Origin of the sequence: Streptomyces sp. NPDC006134, assembly GCF_040628835.1 — a bacterium.
GTDB lineage: Bacteria > Actinomycetota > Actinomycetes > Streptomycetales > Streptomycetaceae > Streptomyces.
Map to the genome: position 1 here is coordinate 1 of NZ_JBEXTV010000018.1, position 17,953 is coordinate 17,953.

Genomic DNA, 17,953 nt, shown 5'->3' on the forward strand with positions numbered 1-17,953 from the left:
GCCCGGTTACATTCCGAACCCGGAAGCTAAGCTCTACAGCGCCGATGGTACTGCAGGGGGGACCCTGTGGGAGAGTAGGACGCCGCCGAACAATTTTTGGAGGACCCCTGGTCACCAGCGTACAGCTGGGACCAGGGGTCCTTTTGTTTTTCCAGAGCGCGCCGGGTACCCGGCTGCGCGAGAATTAACTGTGGTACCGAAGACAGGAGTCACCGATGTCCACCAACTCTCCCGACGACCGACCGGAGCGCGACCAGCGGCGACGGGACAGTGGTGACCGTTCTGACCGCGGTGGCTACCGAGGCGGGCCCCGGCGTGGCAACGACCGCGGGGACCGTGCGGAGCGCGGAGGCGGCAGCCGGGGAGGCTTCCGCCGTGACGACCGTGACCGGGGTGGTTACGGTCGTCGTGACGACCGCCGTGACGATCGGCGCGATGACCGGCGTGATGACCGCCGTGACGATCGCGACCGTGGGTTCCGGCGGGACGGAGACCGGCCTTCCTTCCGCCGGGATGACCGCGATGACCGCCGTAACGATCGGGGTGACCGCCCGGAGCGCGGTGGGTTCCGGCGTGACGACAGCAGGGGTGAGCGGGGCGGCTTTGGCCGCCGTGACGACCGTAGGGACGACCGCCGCGACGATCGTAGGGACGATCGCCGGGGCGAGCGTCGGGACGGTGACCGTTTCGGGCACCGGCGTGACGATGACCGGGGACCGCGTGGGGAGCGTGCCGGCTTCGGTCGTCGCGACGACCGCCGTGATGACCGTCGGGGCGGCGAGCGTGGTGACCGTGGTGGGTTCCGGCGGGACGACCGGCGCGATGACCGGCGCGATGACCGTGCCGAGCGGGGTGGGTTCCGTGGGCGGGACGACCAGCGTGGTGAGCGCGGTGGGTTCCGTGGGCGGGATGATCGCGGACGTGATGACCGCGGGCGTGACGAGCGTGGGCGTGGTGGTTACGGTCGGCGGGACGATCGTGGGGGGCGTCCCGGCGGGTTCCGTGGGCGGGACGACCGCGGCCGGGACGACCGGCGTGGCGGGGGACGCTTCCGGGACGAGCGGGACCGGGACCGGGAGCCGATCAAGCGGCTGCCGATTCCCGAGGACGTCACGGGCAACGAGATCGACAAGGACGTACGGCAGGAGCTGCAGAGCCTGCCCAAGACGCTCGCGGACGACGTCGCCAGGAACCTGGTGATGGTGGCCCGGCTGATCGACGAGGACCCCGAGGCGGCGTACGGCTACTCCAAGGTGGCCCTGCGGCTGGCGTCGCGGGTCGCCGCCGTGCGGGAGGCGGCCGGGTTCGCGGCGTACGCGAACCAGAAGTACAGCGAGGCGCTGGCCGAGTTCCGGGCCGCGCGGCGGATGACCGGTGGCGTGGACCTGTGGCCGCTCATGGCCGACTGCGAGCGCGGGCTCGGGCGGCCGGAGAAGGCGCTGGAGATGGCCGGTGCGCCCGAGGTGCACAAGCTGGACAAGGCCGGGCAGGTCGAGATGCGGCTCGTCGCGGCCGGCGCCCGGCGTGACATGGGGCAGCTGGACGCGGCCATCGTGACGCTGCAGAGCCCCGAGCTGGCCTCCAACGCCGTACAGCCGTGGACCGCTCGGCTGCGGTACGCGTACGCCGACGCGCTGCTGGCCGCCGGGCGGGAGAGCGAGGCGCGGGAGTGGTTCGCCAAGGCCGTGGAGTCCGACCGGGACGGCAGCACCGATGCCTCCGACCGGCTGGCCGAGCTGGACGGCGTGGAGTTCGTCGACGCGCTCGACGAGACGGCGGCGGAGGGGGAGCCGGCGGACGGTTCCGGCGCTGACGACCGGGACTGACGGCAGGCGTCGAACGAGTGGTGAAGGGGCGGGATCCGTGCGCGGGTCCCGCCCCTCGGCGTGTCCGGGGTTCGACGGTGTGCCGGAGGTGTCAGAGGTCCAGGGCGCGCAGGACCAGGCCGGAGGCCGGTTTCGGGCCGAACGACGTCGACTTGCGGGGCATGGTGACGCCCTGGCGGGCGAGGTCGCGGACGACGTCCTCGCGGACCGGGTGCATCAGGACCGCCGTACCGCCGTCGCGTTCCGCCTTGGCCACGGTCGCGGCGGTGTCGTGGATGTAGGCGATGTGGGCCGGGGAGTCCTCGGGGACGTGCCAGACGTGGGGGAGGAGCGTGGCGTGCAGGACCGTGGCGTCCAGGGTGCGCCAGGCCTCCGGGCGGTCGGCGGGGACCGTGCGGGCCAGCAGGGCCGGGTCCGGGCGGTCGACGAGGTGGAAGGCGCCGTCGCCGGCGAGGAGGAAGGCGTTGCCCGTGCGGGCCGCCTCGGCGAGGGCCGTCAGAGCTTCGGTCAGGGGAACGGCGAGGCGGCGGACGCGGAAGTGGCCCTCCAGGGCCGTCAGCGCGTCCGTCACGGGCAGGCCGTGCAGGAGGCGGTGGATGGCGCGGACGCGCAGGGGATAGCGGGCCGTGTCGACCAGGAGGACCAGGCCGTGGTCCCAGGGGGTGGGGGAGGGGTGTTCCGCGCGGAGCCTGCGGTAGGTGGCCCAGCGGTGGTGGCCGTCGGCGATCAGCGCCTGCTGCCGGGCCAGGTCGGTCTGGACGCGGGCTATGTCGCCGGGGTCGGTGACGGCCCACAGGCGGTGGCAGAAGCCGTCGTCCGTGGTGGTCGACAGGAGGGGCGGCCGGCCGGCGGTGCGTTCGACGAGGGCGGCCGTCGCGGTGGTCGTGGTGTCGCCGCGGTAGGTCAGGAGGAGGGGCTCCAGGTTCGCCGAGGTGGCGCGCATGAGGGCCGCTCGGTCGGCGACGACGTGCGGCATGACGTCCTCGTGCGGCAGGACGAGCTTCTCGGCGGGGTCCGACACGCGCAGGGCGCCGATGATGCCGCGTTGCAGCAGTCCCGCGCCGTCGCGCTGCTCGTAGACGTACAGGCCCGGCTCGGGGTCGGAGGTCAGGATGCCCTCGGCCCGCCAGCGGCGCAGGGTGCGGGCGGCCTGCTCGTTGCGGGCGGCGGGGGTGGCGGCCTGCGGCAGGATCAGGCGGACGATGTTGTGCGGGTCGGCGGATTCGAGCTGGTGCAGGCCGTCGGGGCGGACCACGACGTCGTACGGCGGGGAGGTCACGGCGGCCAGGCTGCCGACCCGGTCGGGGTCGTAGCGAAGGCCCCGGAACGGGGTGAGTTCCAGGCCCTGGTGCGCCGTTGTCTCCGAGTGACCTGCTGTGTGCGTCCCGGCGTCCATCCCGGCATCGTACGTGTGTCGGTGGCATGGGGGATGATCGGGGGAAAGCCGTCGAACGAGGAGCGATGCGGAATGAGCCGGAGCGTCAGGACGAGGCCCGAGGGCAGTGGGCAGACCCTGAGCGAGGCGTACGACACGGCGCTGCTCGACCTGGACGGTGTCGTGTACGCGGGCGGGAAAGCGATCGCGCACGCCGTCGACTCGCTCGCCGAGGCCCGCGCGGGCGGCATGCACCTGGCGTACGTCACCAACAACGCGCTGCGGACGCCGGACGCGGTGGCCGCGCACCTGACCGAGCTGGGCATACCGACGGGGGCGGACGACGTCGTCACCTCGGCGCAGGCGGTGGCGCGGCTGATCGCCGAGCAGGTGCCGGCGGGGGCGCGCGTGCTGGTGATCGGCGGGGAGGGGCTGCGGGTGGCGCTGCGCGAGCGCGGGCTGGAGCCCGTGGAGTCCGCGGACGACGACCCGGCGGCGGTGGTGCAGGGGTACGGCGGGCCCGAGCTGCCGTGGGGGCGGTTCGCGGAGGCGTGCTACGCCATCGCGCGGGGCGTGCCGTGGTACGCGTCCAACACGGATCTGACGATTCCCGGCGCGCGGGGCATCGCGCCGGGCAACGGGGCGGCGGTGGAGGTCGTGCGGATCGCCACCGGTGCCACGCCGCAGGTCGCGGGCAAGCCGCTGCCGCCGATGCACCGGGAGACGATCCTGCGGACGGGGGCGCGGCGGCCCCTGGTGGTGGGGGACCGGCTGGACACCGACATCGAGGGCGCGTTCAACGGGGACGTGGACTCGCTGCTCGTGCTGACCGGTGTGACCGACGGGGCCCGGCTGCTGGCCGCGCCGCCGCAGCACCGGCCGACGTACGTCGACGCCGATCTGCGGGGGCTGCTCACCGGGCAGCCGGAGGTCACCGGGGCGGCGGACGGCGGGTTCCGCTGCGGTGGCTGGACGGCGGCGGCCGGAGCGGGGCGGCTGGAGCTGGAGGGGGACGGTGAGGCCCTGGACGGGCTGCGTGCGCTGTGCGCGGTGGCCTGGACGGCGGCCGGGGAGGGCGTGTGCACGCTGGAGGCGGGGAAGGCGCTGGCGCGGCTGGGGCTCTGAGGCCGGGGCGGGGCCGGTACGGGGGTGTTGTGGGGCCGGTGGAGGGGCGTACGGTTCCCGGGCGGGCTCCACGCGGGGTGACGCCTCGGGGATCGTGATCGAATGCGAGGGTAGGCTAACCTAACTGCGTGTTGGTCGACAGTCCTCCCGAACAGCGCGCGGAAATCGCCCCCGCGCCCCCAAAACGCCGGGCGATACGTGCCTTTGGGCTGCTTGTCTCCGTGGCGATCCTGGTGCTCGTCGCCATGGTGAGCATCGCGGTCGGCGCGAAGGACCTCTCTCTCGGACAGGTCTGGCACGGCCTGTTCCACGACTCGGGCAGCTATGGCGACGTCGTGGTGAGCGAGCGGCTGTCGAGGACCGTCCTCGGACTCCTCGCCGGTGCCGCGCTCGGCCTGTCCGGCGCGGTGCTGCAGGCGCTGACCCGCAATCCGCTGGCCGATCCCGGGCTGCTGGGCCTCAACGCGGGCGCGTCCGCCGCGGTCGTTACCGCCATCTCGTTCTTCGGGGTCACCTCGCTCACCGGGTACGTGTGGTTCGCGTTCCTGGGAGCGGCGGCCGTCGGGGCGCTGGTGTGGTTCCTCGGCGGCAGCCGGGGGGCGACGCCGGTGCGGCTCGCGCTCGCCGGTACGGCGATCAGCGCCGCGCTCTTCGGCTACCTCCAGGCCGTGATGATCCTGGACGACGCGGCGCTGGGCGCGATGCGCTTCTGGACGGTCGGTTCGCTGTCCTCGGCGACCGACGAGACCATCCTGCGGGTGCTGCCGTTCTTCGTGGTGGGCACCGTCCTGGCGCTCGTCCTGGCCCGGCCGCTGAACGCCATGGAGATGGGTGACGACACCGCCAAGGCGCTCGGCGCCGACCTGAACCGCACCCGGGCGCTGGCCATGCTCGCCGCGACCGTGCTGTGCGGGGCGGCGACCGCCGCCTGCGGGCCGATCGTGTTCGTCGGGCTGATGGTGCCCCACGTCGTCCGCTCCTTCACCGGACCCGACCTGCGCTGGATCCTGCCGTACGCCACGATCCTGTCGCCCGTGCTGCTGCTCGGCGCCGACGTCCTCGGACGGATCGCCGCGCGGCCCGCCGAGCTCCAGGTCGGCATCGTGACCGCCGTCATCGGCGGCCCGGTCTTCATCTTTCTCGTACGACGGCGGAGGACGGCCCAGCTGTGAAGACCAACCGTGCCGTGCGGACCCCGGGCGGGCTCTCGTTCCGTCTCGACGTCCGCGCCGTGACCGTCGTCGTCCTGCTGCTGGCCGCCGCGCTCGCCGCGAGTGTGGTGCTGATCGGCACCGGCGACTTCCCGATCCCGGCCGCCGACGTGCTGAAGACCCTCGTCGGGCAGGGGGACCCCGGCCAGGAGTTCATCGTCAACGAGCTGCGGTTGCCCCGCGTCCTGGTGGGCCTGCTGGTCGGTGCCTCGCTGGGGCTGGGCGGTGCGCTGTTCCAGGCCATCTCCCGCAACCCGCTGGGCAGCCCGGACGTGCTCGGTCTCGGGCAGGGCGCGACGGCCGGCGCCCTCACGGTGATCGTGCTGCTGTCCGGGAGCGCGGCCCAGGTGACGGCCGGTGCGCTCGCCGGCGGCCTGGTGACCGGTCTCGCCATCTATCTGCTCGCCTGGAAGCGGGGCGTGCACGGTTACCGGCTGGTCCTGGTCGGTATCGGTGTGAACGCGATCGTCACGGCGATCAACGGCTATCTGCTCACCAAGGCGGACATCGTCGACGCCGCCCGCGCGGTGGTGTGGATGACCGGGTCCCTCAGCGGCCGCGGCTGGGAGCAGGTGTGGCCGCTGCTCGTGCTGTGCGCCGTCCTCGTGCCGCTGGTCCTCGTCAACGCGCGCGGGCTGCGGATGATGGAGATGGGCGACGACATCTCCAACGCGCTCGGCGTGCGTGTCGAGCGGGTGAGGATGCTGCTGCTGGTCGCCGCCGTGCTGCTCACCGCGTCCGCCACCGCCGCCGCCGGACCGGTCAGCTTCGTCGCGCTCACCGCGCCGCAGCTCGCCCGGCGCCTGACCCGTTCGCCCGGCCCGAACCTGCTGCCGTCCCTGTGCATGGGCGCCGCCCTGCTGGTCGCCGCCGACTGGGTCTCGCAGCGGGCCTTCGGCGCCGACCAGCTGCCGGTGGGCGTGGTGACCGGCGTCCTCGGCGGGGCCTACCTGCTGTGGCTGCTGGTCACCGAGCGCAAGAAGGGCCGGATATGAGCGCCGGCACCAGCGTCAGCAGCGGGCTGAACAACCAAAGGAGCACCGTGAACCGTCTGTCCGCCGAGAACGTCACCCTCGCCTACGACCAGCGCGTCATCGCCGAGCAGCTGTCGGTGGAGATACCCGACAACTCCTTCACCGTGATCGTCGGCCCCAACGCGTGCGGCAAGTCGACGCTGCTGCGGGCCCTGTCGCGGATGCTCAAGCCCAGCCAGGGCCGGGTGCTGCTCGACGGGCAGGTCATCCAGTCGATGCCCGCCAAGAAGGTCGCGCGCACCCTCGGCCTGCTGCCGCAGTCGTCGATCGCGCCCGACGGGATCACCGTCTCCGACCTCGTCGGCCGGGGCCGCTACCCGCACCAGGGCCTCCTGCGCCAGTGGTCCGACGAGGACGAGCGGGTCGTGCAGGAGTCCATGCGGCAGACCGGGGTCGCCGAACTCGCCGACCGGTACGTCGACGAGCTCTCCGGCGGCCAGCGGCAGCGCGTGTGGATCGCGATGGCCCTCGCCCAGCAGACGCCGCTGCTGCTGCTGGACGAGCCGACGACCTACCTCGACATCCAGCACCAGATCGACGTGCTGGACCTGTGCGCGGAACTCCACGAGGAGCAGGGGCGCACCCTGGTCGCCGTCCTGCACGACCTCAACCACGCCGCCCGCTACGCCACCCACCTCATCGCCCTGCGCGGCGGCAAGGTGATCGCCCAGGGCGCGCCGAACGACATCGTCACGGCCGAGCTGGTCGAGGAGGTCTTCGGGCTGCGCTGCCAGGTCATCGACGACCCCGAGACGGGGACGCCGCTGATCGTGCCGGCCGCGCGCAAGGCGCGGGAGGGTGCGGGCGCCGGTTCCGGGAAACTGGCGGCTACAAAAGCTTCCTGAGGCGGAACAGGTCGCGCAGGCCGGCCTCCAGCTTCACCCGGCCCGACCCCCACGCCTTGGCGAAGTTCAGCTCGCCGTCGACCAGCGCCAGCAGGTCGTCGCCGGCCAGGGACAGTCTGATCTGGGCCTTGTCGCGCGGCGGCCCCGGGAAGGTGTCGTCGACCCGGATCCGGCCGTCCACGAGACGGCCGGCGAAGGTGACGTCGAGGTCCGTGATGTGGCAGCTCACCGAACGGTCCAGGGCCGCGGCTTCGCGGACGTCCCCTTCGGCGTTCTGCATGTTGTCCGAGAGTGTGTCGAGTGCGGCGCGGCACTCCTCGATCGTGGCCATCGCGACCGACGGTACCCCAGCGGTTCGGGGTAGCGTCGGGGCATGGACGATGCAGTTGCCCCGGCCGAGACCCCGGGGACGGACCCGGAGACGGAGACGGATCTGGCCCCGGAGACGGATCTGGAGGCGGAGGTGGGCGCGGAGGCGGATCCGGAGGCGGAGCACGCCCCCGTCGGCCCCGCCCCGCTGCACGTCCCCCGCACGCCCACCGGCAATGCCGAGGTGGACGCCCACCTGGAGCGGCTGGCCGACGCCGACCACCTCGCCACGGACGGACACGTCGAGGTGTACGAGGATGTACACCGGGGGCTGCGCGACGCGCTCACCGCGCTCGACGCCCGCCCGGGACCTCCGGCGCCCCCCTCGACGTACGGCAATAGGAGCTGAACCGAACGTGGCAGGAGTCGCACGCCGCCGTCTCGACGCGGAGCTGGTCCGCCGGAAGCTCGCGCGCTCGCGCGAGCACGCCAGCCAGCTGATCGCCGCCGGGCGGGTCACCGTGGGCAGGACCGTCGCGACCAAGCCGGCCACGCAGGTGGAGACCGCGGCGGCCATCGTCGTCGCGCAGGACGACAGCGACCCGGAGTACGTCTCCCGCGGCGGGCACAAGCTCGCCGGGGCGCTGAAGGCGTTCGTGCCGCAGGGCCTGGTCGTCGAGGGACGGCGGGCGCTGGACGCCGGTGCCTCCACCGGTGGCTTCACCGACGTCCTGCTGCGCGCGGGCGCCGCGCACGTCGTCGCCGTCGACGTCGGGTACGGACAGCTGGCCTGGTCGCTGCAGAGCGATGAACGCGTCACCGTCAAGGACCGCACCAACGTGCGCGAACTGACGCTGGAGGCGATCGACGGGGAGCCCGTGGACCTCGTCGTGGGGGACCTGTCCTTCATCCCGCTCGGACTGGTGCTGCCCGCCCTCGTGCGGTGCGCGAGGCCGGACGCCGATCTGGTGATGATGGTCAAGCCCCAGTTCGAGGTGGGGAAGGAGCGGCTGGGCAGCGGCGGAGTCGTCCGCAGCCCCGAGCTGCGGGCCGAGGCGGTGCGGGGCGTCGCCGGCAGGGCGTGGGAACTGGGGCTCGGCGTGCGGGGTGTCACCGCCAGTCCGCTGCCCGGCCCCTCCGGCAACGTCGAGTACTTTCTGTGGCTGCGGGCCGGGGCACCGGAGGTGGACCCGGCCGACATCGACCGTGCAGTGGCGGAGGGGCCGCGTTGACACAGAACCGAGCTCGTACTGTTTTCCTGCTGGCCCACACCGGACGGCCCGCCGCCGTGCGCAGTGCCGAGCTCGTGGTCAAAGGGCTGCTGCGCTCCGGGCTGGGCGTACGCGTCCTGGAGGCGGAGGCGTGCGACCTGCCGCTGCCGGACGAGGTGGAGCTGGTCAAGGAGGCCACCCCGGAGAGCCTGGACGGGTGCGAGCTGCTCATCGTGCTGGGCGGTGACGGCACCCTGCTGCGCGGCGCCGAGTTCGCCCGCGCCTCCGGGGTGCCGATGCTCGGCGTCAACCTCGGGCGCGTCGGCTTCCTCGCGGAGGCCGAGCGGGACGACCTCGACCAGGTCGTCGAGCGGGTGGTGAGCCGGGCGTACGAGGTCGAGGAGCGGATGACCGTCGACGTCGTCGTCCACCGCAACGGGGACGTCGTGCACACCGACTGGGCGCTGAACGAGGCGGCCGTGCAGAAGGTGTCCGCGGAGCGGATGCTCGAGGTGGTGCTGGAGATCGACGGGCGGCCGGTGACCGGGTTCGGCTGCGACGGGATCGTGTGCGCGACGCCGACCGGGTCGACCGCCTACGCCTTCTCGGCGGGCGGACCCGTGGTGTGGCCGGAGGTCGAGGCGCTGCTGATGGTGCCGATCAGCGCGCACGCCCTGTTCGCCAAGCCGCTGGTGACGTCGCCGGACTCCGTGCTGGCGGTGGAGGTGCTGCCGCACATCCCGCCGGGGGTGCTGTGGTGCGACGGGCGGCGGACGGTGGAGCTGCCGGCCGGGGCGCGGGTGGAGGTGCGGCGGGGGGCGGTGCCGGTACGGCTGGCCCGGCTGCACCACGCTTCTTTCACGGACCGGCTGGTGGCGAAGTTCGCGCTGCCGGTGTCCGGATGGCGCGGGGCGCCGCACCCGGCGTGAAGCGGATGGCGCGGGTGCCGCACCCGGCGTGAAGCGGCGTGGCGCCCGCATCCCCGTGCGGGCGGGGAGCGGCGTATCCGGACCTCGTCCCGGACATGGCCGAGGCTCGTCCCTCGCGGATACGAGCGGATCGCCCCGTGCGGCAGTGGGGAACACCCCGCGCGGCAGTGGGGAACACTCGTGCAACGGGTGACCCGCCGGGGCGGGGCACGGCCTGCGGCAGCCCCGGTTGGGTGGGGTGACGTCGCACAGCACGGGCGAAACCTCGTATGGTCGGGTGCGTGTTGGAGGAGATGCGGATACGGTCGCTCGGAGTGATCGACGACGCGGTCGTCGAGCTGTCGCCCGGCTTCACCGCCGTCACCGGTGAGACGGGCGCGGGCAAGACCATGGTGGTCACCAGCCTGGGGCTGCTGCTGGGCGGGCGCGCCGACCCGGCCCTGGTGCGGATCGGCGCCAAGAACGCGGTCGTGGAGGGGCGGATCGCCGTGCCCGCGGACGCCTCCGTCGTCGTACGGGCCGAGGAGGCCGGGGCCGAGCTGGACGACGGGGCGCTGCTGATCAGCCGTACTGTCTCCGCCGAGGGACGGTCGCGGGCGCACCTGGGCGGCCGGTCGGTGCCTGTCGGGCTGCTCGCCGAGCTCGCCGACGAACTGGTGGCCGTGCACGGGCAGACCGACCAGCAGGGGCTGCTCAAGCAGTCCCGGCAGCGGCAGGCGCTGGACCGGTACGCGGGCGACGCGGTCGCCGTGCCGCTCGCCAAGTACGGCGCGGCGTACAAGCGGTTGCGGGCGGTCTCCGCGGAGCTGGAGGAGATCACCACGCGCGCGCGTGAGCGCGCCCAGGAAGCCGACATGCTGCGCTACGGGCTCGACGAGATCGCCGCCGTCGAGCCGCGCCCCGGCGAGGACGTGGAGCTGGCGGAGGAGGCGGAGCGGCTGGGCAACGCCGAGGCGCTGGCGTCCGCCGCGACGGCCGCGCACGCCGCGCTCGCCGGTGATCCGGAGGACCCCGAGGGCGTCGACGCGGCGACCCTCGTCGCGGGCGCCCAGCGCGCCCTGGACGCCGTCCGGTCGCACGATCCGGCGCTGGCGCCGCTCGCGGACCGGATCGCGGAGATCGGGATCCTGCTGCGCGACGTGGCGGGGGAGCTCGCCGGATACGCCGACGACCTGGAGGCCGACCCGCGCCGCCTGGCGGCGGTCGAGGAACGGCGGGCCGCGATCAACGGGCTCACGCGCAAGTACGGCGAGGACGTCGCCGCCGTACTGGAGTGGGCCGAGCGGAGCGCGGCGCGGCTGACCGAGCTGGAGGGCGACGACGAGCGGATCGGGGAACTGACCGCCGAACGGGACGCCCTGAGGGCCGAACTGGGCGGCCTCGCGCAGGCGCTGACGGACGCGCGGACGGAGGCCGCCGAGCGGTTCGCCGCCGCCGTGACCGCCGAGCTGGCCTCGCTGGCCATGCCCCACGCGCGCGTGTCGTTCTCGATCCGGCAGACGGAGGACCCGGAGGGCGTGGAGGTCGGCGGGCGTACGGTCGCCTACGGGCCGTCGGGCGTCGACGAGGTCGAGCTGCTGCTCGCCCCGCACCCGGGAGCGCCGGCCCGGCCCATCGCCAAGGGCGCGTCCGGCGGTGAGCTGTCGCGCGTGATGCTGGCCGTGGAGGTCGTGTTCGCGGGGACCGACCCGGTGCCGACGTACCTGTTCGACGAGGTGGACGCCGGGGTCGGCGGCAAGGCTGCCGTCGAGATCGGGCGGCGCCTGGCGAAGCTGGCGAAGACCGCGCAGGTCGTGGTCGTCACGCATCTGCCGCAGGTGGCCGCGTTCGCCGACCGGCAGCTGCTGGTCGAGAAGACGAACGACGGGTCGGTGACCCGGTCCGGCGTGAAGGTCCTGGAGGGCGAGGAACGCATCCGGGAGCTGTCCCGGATGCTCGCCGGGCAGGAGGACTCGGAGACGGCCCGGGCGCACGCGGAGGAGCTGCTGGCCACGGCGCGGGCGGATCTGTAGGGCGGCGCGCGGGCCGCGCCGGGGGCCGGGTGTGTGGCGGGTGCCGGGTGCGTGGGGATGAGTGCGTGCGGGCGTGCCGGGGAACGGGCGGGCGCGCGGGGCGCGCCCCTGGGTGCCGGTGCCGCCTCCTAGGCTGGCCGGATGATCGACCGCGCACGTGAAACCGGTTCCTTCGGACTCGCCGCCGCGCTCACCAGGGCCGGCCTGACCGCGCTGCGCGCCACGGCGCCGGGCGGGCGGGCCCGCTGGGAGCGGACGAATCACGCGGGCCGCCCCGTCGCGCTGTACGCCGGGCCCGCCTCCGCCCTCGCGGCGGCCGTCGGCGCCGGGCGGGTCCGGCCGGCCGCCGGGTTCGCGGTGCTGGCCGCCGGTGCCTGCGGAGCGTACGACGACGTGGCCGGGGCCGGGGATCCCCGGCGCGGCTTCCGGGCGCATCTGGGGGCGCTGCGGGAGGGCGAGGTCACCAGCGGGGCGGTGAAGCTGTTCGGGATCTCCGCGGCCGGGCTCGTCGCGGGCGCGCTGCTCAAGGAACGGGCGCTCGACAAGGTGCTCGCGGGGGTGGTGATCGCCGGGACCGCGCATCTCGTCAACCTCGTCGACGTACGGCCCGGGCGGGCCGCCGCCGCGGTGCTCGCGCTGGGGGCGCCGGGGCTGCTGCGGGAAGGACCCGGGGCGCGGTGCGCCGCCGCGGCGATGGGGGCCGCCGCGGCCGTCCTCCCCGACGACCTCGGCGGGCGGGAGATGCTCGGCGACACGGGCGCACACGCACTGGGCGCGGCTCTGGGCACGGCGATCGCCCTCTCGCGCGGGCGCGCCGGGCTGGCCGCGCACGCCGCCGCGCTGGTGGCCGCGGCGGCGTACGGGGACCGGGTGAGCGCGGTGGCGCGGTGGGAGCGGTGGGAGGGGATCGGGTGAGCGTGGTGGTCCATGGTGGGAGGGGGTGGGATGGCGCGCAGTGGTCCGTGGTGGGGAGGGGCGGGGTGGCGTGCGATGGCCCGCGGCGGAAGAGGGCGGGGTGGCGTGCGGTGGTCCGTGGCGGAAGAGGGCTGGGCGGCGTGCGGTGGTTCGTGGCGGAAGAGGGCTGGGTGGCGTGCGGTGGTTCGTGGCGGAAGAGGGCTGGGTGGCGTGCGGTGGTCCGTGGCGGAAGAGGGCTGGGCGGCGTGCGGTGGTCCGTGGCGGGAAGGGCTGGGCGGCGTGCGGTGGTCCCGTGGTGGGTGAGCGCGTTCGTGCGCGGGAAGTGCGCCGGCGCCGCGTCCCGGCCCTCTCGTCCGGAAACCCGCCGCCCGCACCTCACCCCTGTGGGTGACCCGACGTGCCGTTCCGCCGGGCCCTCGCGGGGCCGGCGTTCCCGGAACACCCTCGCGTCCTGGCATTCTTGGCGGAGAACCCGGAGAAAAGCGCACGGTGCGCCCCTGTCGCTCCATCCTTCTGTACGTTCTTCGTGACCGCCCGACGCCGAACCAGGAGCCCCGGCCACGTGACCCCCGTGAGCAGCCACGCACCGCACGGCCGGCCGCCGCTGCGCACCGTGCAGGTGCTGGGCGGCGGCAACGCCGGCAGCAGCGCCCACGTGCGCTCGCTGGCCGCGGGGCTCGTCGCGCGGGGCGTGAAGGTGACGGTGTGCGCCCCCGTCGAAGCGGAACACGCCTACGACTTCACCGGCACCGGCGCCGACCACGTCCACGTGCCGCGCAGCAGCGACCCGGTCGCCGTGGCCGCGCTGCGGGCGGCCTGCGCCGACGCCGACCTGGTGCACGCGCACGGGCTGCACGCCTCCTTCCGCGCCGTGCTCGCCCTCAGCGGGCGGCGCGTGCGCACCCCGCTCGTCGTCACCTGGCACGATCGCGCCCACGCCGAAGGGCCGCGCGCCCATCTGCTGCGCGTGCTGGAGCGGCGGGTGATGCGGACCGCCACCGTGGTCCTCGGCACCACCTCGGACCTGGTCGACCGGGCGCGGCGGACGGGCGCGCGGGACGCCCGGCTCGCCGCCGTCGCACTGCCCGGGCCCCGCCGTCCCGCCCCGCCCGGGGACCCGGACGGGCTGCACCCCAAGCTCCGGGCCGAACTCGGCGCCGTCGAACGCCCGTTGCTCATCGCCGTCGGCTCCCTCGACCGGCACCGGGGCTACGACGTCCTGCTCGACGCCGCGCGCGCGTGGCGCCGCCTCGATCCGGTACCGCTGGCCGTCGTCGCCGGGGAGGGGCCGCTGCGCGCGGCGTTGCAGCGGCGGATCGAGGACGAAGGGCTGCCGGTCCGGCTCATCGGCCGCCGCGACGACGTCACCGACCTGCTCGCGGCGGCCGACCTCGCCCTGCTGCCGAGCCGCCGGGAGGCGCGCTCGCTCCTCGCCCAGGAGGCCCTCCACGCGCGCGTGCCGCTCGTCGCGACCGACGTCGGCGGCATCCCCGAACTCGTCGGCGACGCCGCCGAACTCGTGCCGTACGGGGACGCGGAGGCGCTCGCGCAGGCCGTCGTCCGGCTCCTCGGCGATCCCGGGCGGCGGGCGGAGCTGCGGGAGAAGGGGGCCCGGCAGGCGGCCACCTGGCCGACCGAGGACGAGACCGTCGCCCAAGTGCTCAGCGTGTACGACGAGCTGACACAGCCGCAGCCGTACCTCTAGAGCCTGCCGTCAGGACACGTGCCGGCGGGCGCGCAGTGCCAGGCTCAACGCCAGGACCGTCTGCGGGTCGTCGAGATCGGTGCCGAGCAACTCGCCGATGCGGGCGAGGCGGTTGTAGAGGGTCTGCCGGTTGAGGTGGAGCTCGCGGGCCGTCTCCGCCTTGCGGCCCGCGTGCGCCAGGTACGTCTCCAGCGTGGGCAGCAGCGGAGGCTTGGAGCGCCGGTCGTGGTCGCGCAGGGGGCCGATGGCCCGGTCCACGAACGCCGCCAGGTCCGGGTGGTCGCGCAGCCGCCACAGCAGCAGGTCGATGTCGAGGCGGCGGGCGTCGTACCAGGGCCGGTCCGGCAGGCCCTGCGCCGCGGCCGCCGTCTCCGCCGCGTGCCGCAGCCCCGCCGACGCCGCCACCCAGCCGCCGGCCGGCCCGACGACCACGACGGGCGGCTGCGCTCCCGGCCGCTGCATCCCGGCCCGCTCCACGCCCGCCCGCAGCGCCGCCGCGACCCGGTCCGCGACCGCCGCCCGCTCCGACTCCGAGCGCAGGCCCAGCAGCAGCGGCACGCGGCCCTCGACGGGCCGTACGCCCAGCAGGACGGGAACCCCGACCGCCGCCAGCTCCTCCGCAACCGCGCGCGCCAGCACCGCCCAGCCGCCCCCGGCGGGCGACAGGGCGTCACCCAGCCGCATCACCACCGGCAGCAGAGGGCCGTCACCCGGCTTGAAGCCGAGGACGCGGGCCTGCGCCGGCGCGTCCTCCGCCGCGACGCGGCCCTCGGCGAGGTCGGTGAGGAAGTCGCCGCGCCCGCGCGCGGCCAGCTCCTCCTCCTGGCGGGCCTGCATCAGCACCACGGCCAGGATGCCCGCCGCCCGCTCCGCCGCCATCCGGTGCACCGGCGCCAGCGGAGCCCGCACCGGCAGCAGCACCAGTCGCGCCCGCACCGACCCGGCGCCGGGCCCGCCGCCGGGCACGTCGACCAGGACCGAGCCCGCGGGCGGCGGGGTGTCCTTGTGCTGGCCCCGCAGCCCCTCCCACACCTGGAGCGGGTCGGCGCCCTCCGGTCCCGCCCCGGCGGCGTACAGCAGCCGTCCGTCGGCCGTCTCCAGGAAGACGGGGTTGCCGCCGAAGTCGGCGAGGATCCCGAGCGCCCGAGGCACCCCGCCGCCGCCCAGCAGGGCCTCGGTGCAGCGGCGGTGGACCTCCTCGGCGCGCTGGAGCAGCGCGTAGTGGCCGTTGACGATCTCGGTGTGGATCTCCTCGGTGACCGTCACGAACGGCACCTCGCGGTGCAGCTGCACCAGGGGCAGTCCGGCCGTCCGGGCGGTGTCGACGAGGGCCGCGGGCAGCCGCGTGAAGCGCGGGCCCAGCTCGACCACGAGGGCCGCGATGCCGCGCTCGGCCAGGGTGCGTACGAACGCCCGCTGGTCGGCGGGCCGGGTGCCGAGGCCGTACCCCGTGGTCAGCAGCAGTTCGCCGCCCTTGAGCAGGGACGCGATGTTGGGCACCTCGCCCGCGTGCACCCAGCGCACGGTGCGGCGCAGCCGGTCGGCGCCCGCCAGCACCTCGGGCAGCCCGCTGCGCAGCCCGGGAAGTTCCAGAGCCCGCTGCACGGTGATCCCGGCGCCGTGGGTGTCGAATCCGCCGTCCCTGCTGCTGATACCGCTGTTCATGGGCCGGACGCTACCGGCGTGCGTGCTTCGGAGGCATATCCGGGCGGTTACGGGGGCGCGCACCGGGCCCCCGGCACCCGACAGAGCGTCGCGCCCGGCGCCGGATCGCACGACCGCATGTCTGTTGTGGTGTACGTCACTTCGCCGCCACACTGACGCATCCGCAAGAGGAGCCCCGGCCGATCTTCGGATTTCGTCGCGCTGTACTGCTGAGAGGAGCGGGAATGGCACAGGCACATCCGAAGGCATCCGGGACACCCGAAACACCCGGGATACCTGGGACGCCCGGGACACCCGGGCGAGAGGTCCACCGGCTCAAGGCCGGTTCCGTCGGCCTGGTGGGCGTGGTCTTCATGGCGGTCGCCACCGCCGCGCCGATCACCGCGATGACCGGCAACCTGCCCATCGCGGTCGGCTTCGGCAACGGCACCGGCGCGCCCGCCGGGTACCTCTTCGCCACGCTCGTCCTGACGGTGTTCTCCGTCGGCTACGTCGCCATGGCCCGCCGCATCACCGCCGCGGGCGCCTTCTACGGCTTCATCTCGCACGGCCTGGGCCGCATCGCCGGCATGGCCTCGGGGATGCTCGCCGTGCTGGCGTACATCGTCTTCGAGGCGTCCATCGTCGGCGTCTTCTCCTACTTCGCGCAGACCACCGTGCGCGACCAGCTGGGCGCCGACCTGCCCTGGGTCCTGTACGCGGCGGCGATGCTGCTGGTCACCGCGGTGCTGTCGTACTTCGACATCAACCTGACGGCGAAGGCGCTGGGCGTGATGCTGGTCGCCGAGATCGCGGTCCTGTTCGCCGTCGCCACCGCCGTCCTGCTGCACGGCGGCGGCCCGGACGGCATCCCTGTCGAGCCGGTCAACCCGAAGAACGCCTTCACCGGCGCCTCCGCCGGGCTCGGCCTGTTCTTCGCCTTCTGGTCCTGGGTCGGCTTCGAGTCGACCGCGATGTACGGGGAGGAGTCCCGCGACCCCAAGCGCGTCATCCCGCGCGCGACGATCATCTCGGTCGTCGGGGTCGGCCTGTTCTACATCTACGTGTCCTGGATGACCATTGCCGGGAACGGTCTGAAGGGCGCGGTGGAGGTCTCCTCCGGCAGCAGCCCTCTGGACCTGTTCTTCGACCCGGCGCACACCTACATCGGCGCCTGGGCGGTCGACGCCTTCCAGTGGCTGCTGATCACCGGCTCGTTCGCCTGCGGGATGGCCTTCCACCAGTGCGCGGCCCGCTACCTGTACGCCATCGGCCGCGAGGGCTTCCTGCACCCGGCCCTGGGCCGCACCCACGCCCGGCACGGCTCGCCGTACATCGCCTCCTTCGTCCAGTCGGCCATCGCGATCGCGCTGGTCGGGGCGTTCTGGCTGACCGGGCAGGATCCGTACATCCACCTCTACACCCTGCTGGCGATCCTCGGCACGATGGCCATCCTCATCGTGCAGACCCTGTGCTCCTTCGCGGTGATCGGCTACTTCCGCCGCCACCACCCCGAGGACCGGCACTGGTTCCGCACCCTCACCGCCCCGCTGCTCGGCGGCATCGGCATGACCGCGGTGGTGGTGCTGCTGGTGGTGAACCTGGACACCGCGGCCGGGACGGCGGCCGGCTCCCTGTTCTTCGAGGCCATCCCGTGGATCGTGGGGCTGGTCTTCTTCGGCGGCCTCGGGCTCGGCCTGTACCTGCGGGCCCGGCGGCCGGAGCGCTACGAGATCATCGGCCGGATCGTCCTGGAGGACGCGGCCGAACGCACGGACGACGACGTGAAGGAAGCCCCCGCCCGCGCCTGAG

Annotated in this window: 16 protein-coding genes and 1 rRNA gene; 14 read left to right on the forward strand and 3 right to left on the reverse strand. The window is 74.3% G+C overall.

Annotation, left to right across the window (positions count from 1 at the left end; all coding sequences use genetic code 11):
* From rrf to ABZ340_RS14130, 3 genes are all read left to right on the forward strand, one after another.
* A 5S ribosomal RNA gene (gene rrf / locus ABZ340_RS14120) occupies positions 1–91 on the forward strand; the annotation flags it as partial.
* Between the two features lie 284 nt (positions 92–375).
* Positions 376–1,200 carry a hypothetical protein gene (locus tag ABZ340_RS14125; RefSeq protein ID WP_358782146.1) on the forward strand — a complete coding sequence of 275 codons (825 nt, stop codon included), beginning with the start codon at positions 376–378 and terminating at the stop codon, positions 1,198–1,200.
* On the forward strand, positions 1,092–1,826 hold the full coding sequence (locus ABZ340_RS14130; protein ID WP_358782147.1) for a tetratricopeptide repeat protein: 735 nt from the start codon (positions 1,092–1,094) through the stop codon (positions 1,824–1,826). The genes ABZ340_RS14125 and ABZ340_RS14130 overlap by 109 nt, the downstream gene beginning before the upstream one ends.
* A gap of 91 nt (positions 1,827–1,917) precedes the next feature.
* Here the strand turns inward: ABZ340_RS14130 and ABZ340_RS14135 are convergent, their stop codons facing one another.
* Positions 1,918–3,222, reverse strand: coding sequence for a DUF1015 domain-containing protein (locus ABZ340_RS14135; RefSeq protein WP_358782032.1), 1,305 nt, complete (start codon positions 3,220–3,222; stop codon positions 1,918–1,920).
* Positions 3,223–3,294: 72 nt separating this feature from the next.
* On the opposite strand from ABZ340_RS14135, the gene ABZ340_RS14140 reads away from it, so the two are divergent.
* The 4 genes from ABZ340_RS14140 (at position 3,295) to ABZ340_RS14155 (ending at position 7,416) form a co-directional block, all read left to right on the forward strand.
* On the forward strand, positions 3,295–4,326 hold the full coding sequence (locus ABZ340_RS14140) for an HAD hydrolase-like protein (protein WP_358782033.1): 1,032 nt from the start codon (positions 3,295–3,297) through the stop codon (positions 4,324–4,326).
* Positions 4,327–4,454: 128 nt separating this feature from the next.
* The gene (locus tag ABZ340_RS14145) at positions 4,455–5,498 is read left to right on the forward strand and encodes an iron chelate uptake ABC transporter family permease subunit (RefSeq protein WP_358782034.1); all 1,044 of its coding nucleotides are present in this window, start codon (positions 4,455–4,457) and stop codon (positions 5,496–5,498) included.
* Positions 5,495–6,532 (forward strand): iron chelate uptake ABC transporter family permease subunit, encoded by a 1,038-nt coding sequence (locus ABZ340_RS14150; RefSeq protein WP_358782035.1) that lies wholly within the window; start codon positions 5,495–5,497, stop codon positions 6,530–6,532. The genes ABZ340_RS14145 and ABZ340_RS14150 overlap by 4 nt, the downstream gene beginning before the upstream one ends.
* A complete protein-coding gene (locus ABZ340_RS14155) occupies positions 6,529–7,416 on the forward strand; it encodes an ABC transporter ATP-binding protein (RefSeq protein WP_358782036.1) in 888 nt (295 codons plus the stop codon). Before ABZ340_RS14150 ends, ABZ340_RS14155 begins: the two co-directional genes overlap by 4 nt.
* Here ABZ340_RS14155 and ABZ340_RS14160 read toward each other — a convergent pair.
* On the reverse strand, positions 7,400–7,747 hold the full coding sequence (locus ABZ340_RS14160) for an SCP2 sterol-binding domain-containing protein (protein WP_358782037.1): 348 nt from the start codon (positions 7,745–7,747) through the stop codon (positions 7,400–7,402). The two genes, ABZ340_RS14155 and ABZ340_RS14160, sit on opposite strands and share 17 nt — an antisense overlap.
* 42 nt (positions 7,748–7,789) lie before the next feature.
* On the opposite strand from ABZ340_RS14160, the gene ABZ340_RS14165 reads away from it, so the two are divergent.
* From ABZ340_RS14165 to ABZ340_RS14190, 6 genes are all read left to right on the forward strand, one after another.
* Positions 7,790–8,134 (forward strand): hypothetical protein, encoded by a 345-nt coding sequence (locus ABZ340_RS14165; RefSeq protein ID WP_358782038.1) that lies wholly within the window; start codon positions 7,790–7,792, stop codon positions 8,132–8,134.
* A gap of 7 nt (positions 8,135–8,141) precedes the next feature.
* Positions 8,142–8,957 (forward strand): TlyA family RNA methyltransferase, encoded by an 816-nt coding sequence (locus tag ABZ340_RS14170; protein WP_358782039.1) that lies wholly within the window; start codon positions 8,142–8,144, stop codon positions 8,955–8,957.
* Complete coding sequence (locus ABZ340_RS14175; RefSeq protein ID WP_358782040.1) at positions 8,954–9,865, forward strand: NAD kinase; 912 nt, start codon at positions 8,954–8,956, stop codon at positions 9,863–9,865. The genes ABZ340_RS14170 and ABZ340_RS14175 overlap by 4 nt, the downstream gene beginning before the upstream one ends.
* A 269-nt stretch (positions 9,866–10,134) precedes the next feature.
* Positions 10,135–11,877 carry a DNA repair protein RecN gene (recN, locus tag ABZ340_RS14180; protein WP_358782041.1) on the forward strand — a complete coding sequence of 581 codons (1,743 nt, stop codon included), beginning with the start codon at positions 10,135–10,137 and terminating at the stop codon, positions 11,875–11,877.
* Between the two features lie 141 nt (positions 11,878–12,018).
* Positions 12,019–12,792: a hypothetical protein gene (locus ABZ340_RS14185; protein ID WP_358782042.1), complete on the forward strand. Its 774-nt coding sequence runs from the start codon at positions 12,019–12,021 to the stop codon at positions 12,790–12,792.
* Between the two features lie 562 nt (positions 12,793–13,354).
* On the forward strand, positions 13,355–14,497 hold the full coding sequence (locus ABZ340_RS14190; RefSeq protein WP_358782043.1) for a glycosyltransferase family 4 protein: 1,143 nt from the start codon (positions 13,355–13,357) through the stop codon (positions 14,495–14,497).
* Between the two features lie 9 nt (positions 14,498–14,506).
* Here ABZ340_RS14190 and ABZ340_RS14195 read toward each other — a convergent pair whose 3' ends face one another.
* Positions 14,507–16,162 (reverse strand): PucR family transcriptional regulator, encoded by a 1,656-nt coding sequence (locus ABZ340_RS14195; protein ID WP_358782044.1) that lies wholly within the window; start codon positions 16,160–16,162, stop codon positions 14,507–14,509.
* A gap of 353 nt (positions 16,163–16,515) precedes the next feature.
* On the opposite strand from ABZ340_RS14195, the gene ABZ340_RS14200 reads away from it, so the two are divergent.
* Positions 16,516–17,952 carry an APC family permease gene (locus ABZ340_RS14200; RefSeq protein ID WP_358782148.1) on the forward strand — a complete coding sequence of 479 codons (1,437 nt, stop codon included), beginning with the start codon at positions 16,516–16,518 and terminating at the stop codon, positions 17,950–17,952.
* Position 17,953 lies beyond the last annotated feature (1 nt).

What these genes read in the sequence shown, in the direction of transcription:
- ABZ340_RS14135 (WP_358782032.1), bottom strand. Translation starts at nt 3,222, where the DNA reads ATGGACGCCGGGACGCACACAGCAGGTCACTCGGAGACAACGGCGCAC.
- ABZ340_RS14140 (WP_358782033.1), top strand. Translation starts at nt 3,295, where the DNA reads ATGAGCCGGAGCGTCAGGACGAGGCCCGAGGGCAGTGGGCAGACCCTG.
- ABZ340_RS14155 (WP_358782036.1), top strand. Translation starts at nt 6,529, where the DNA reads ATGAGCGCCGGCACCAGCGTCAGCAGCGGGCTGAACAACCAAAGGAGC.
- ABZ340_RS14160 (WP_358782037.1), bottom strand. Translation starts at nt 7,747, where the DNA reads ATGGCCACGATCGAGGAGTGCCGCGCCGCACTCGACACACTCTCGGAC.
- ABZ340_RS14165 (WP_358782038.1), top strand. Translation starts at nt 7,790, where the DNA reads ATGGACGATGCAGTTGCCCCGGCCGAGACCCCGGGGACGGACCCGGAG.
- recN (WP_358782041.1), top strand. Translation starts at nt 10,135, where the DNA reads ATGGTCGGGTGCGTGTTGGAGGAGATGCGGATACGGTCGCTCGGAGTG.
- ABZ340_RS14185 (WP_358782042.1), top strand. Translation starts at nt 12,019, where the DNA reads ATGATCGACCGCGCACGTGAAACCGGTTCCTTCGGACTCGCCGCCGCG.
- ABZ340_RS14195 (WP_358782044.1), bottom strand. Translation starts at nt 16,162, where the DNA reads ATGAACAGCGGTATCAGCAGCAGGGACGGCGGATTCGACACCCACGGC.
- ABZ340_RS14200 (WP_358782148.1), top strand. Translation starts at nt 16,516, where the DNA reads ATGGCGGTCGCCACCGCCGCGCCGATCACCGCGATGACCGGCAACCTG.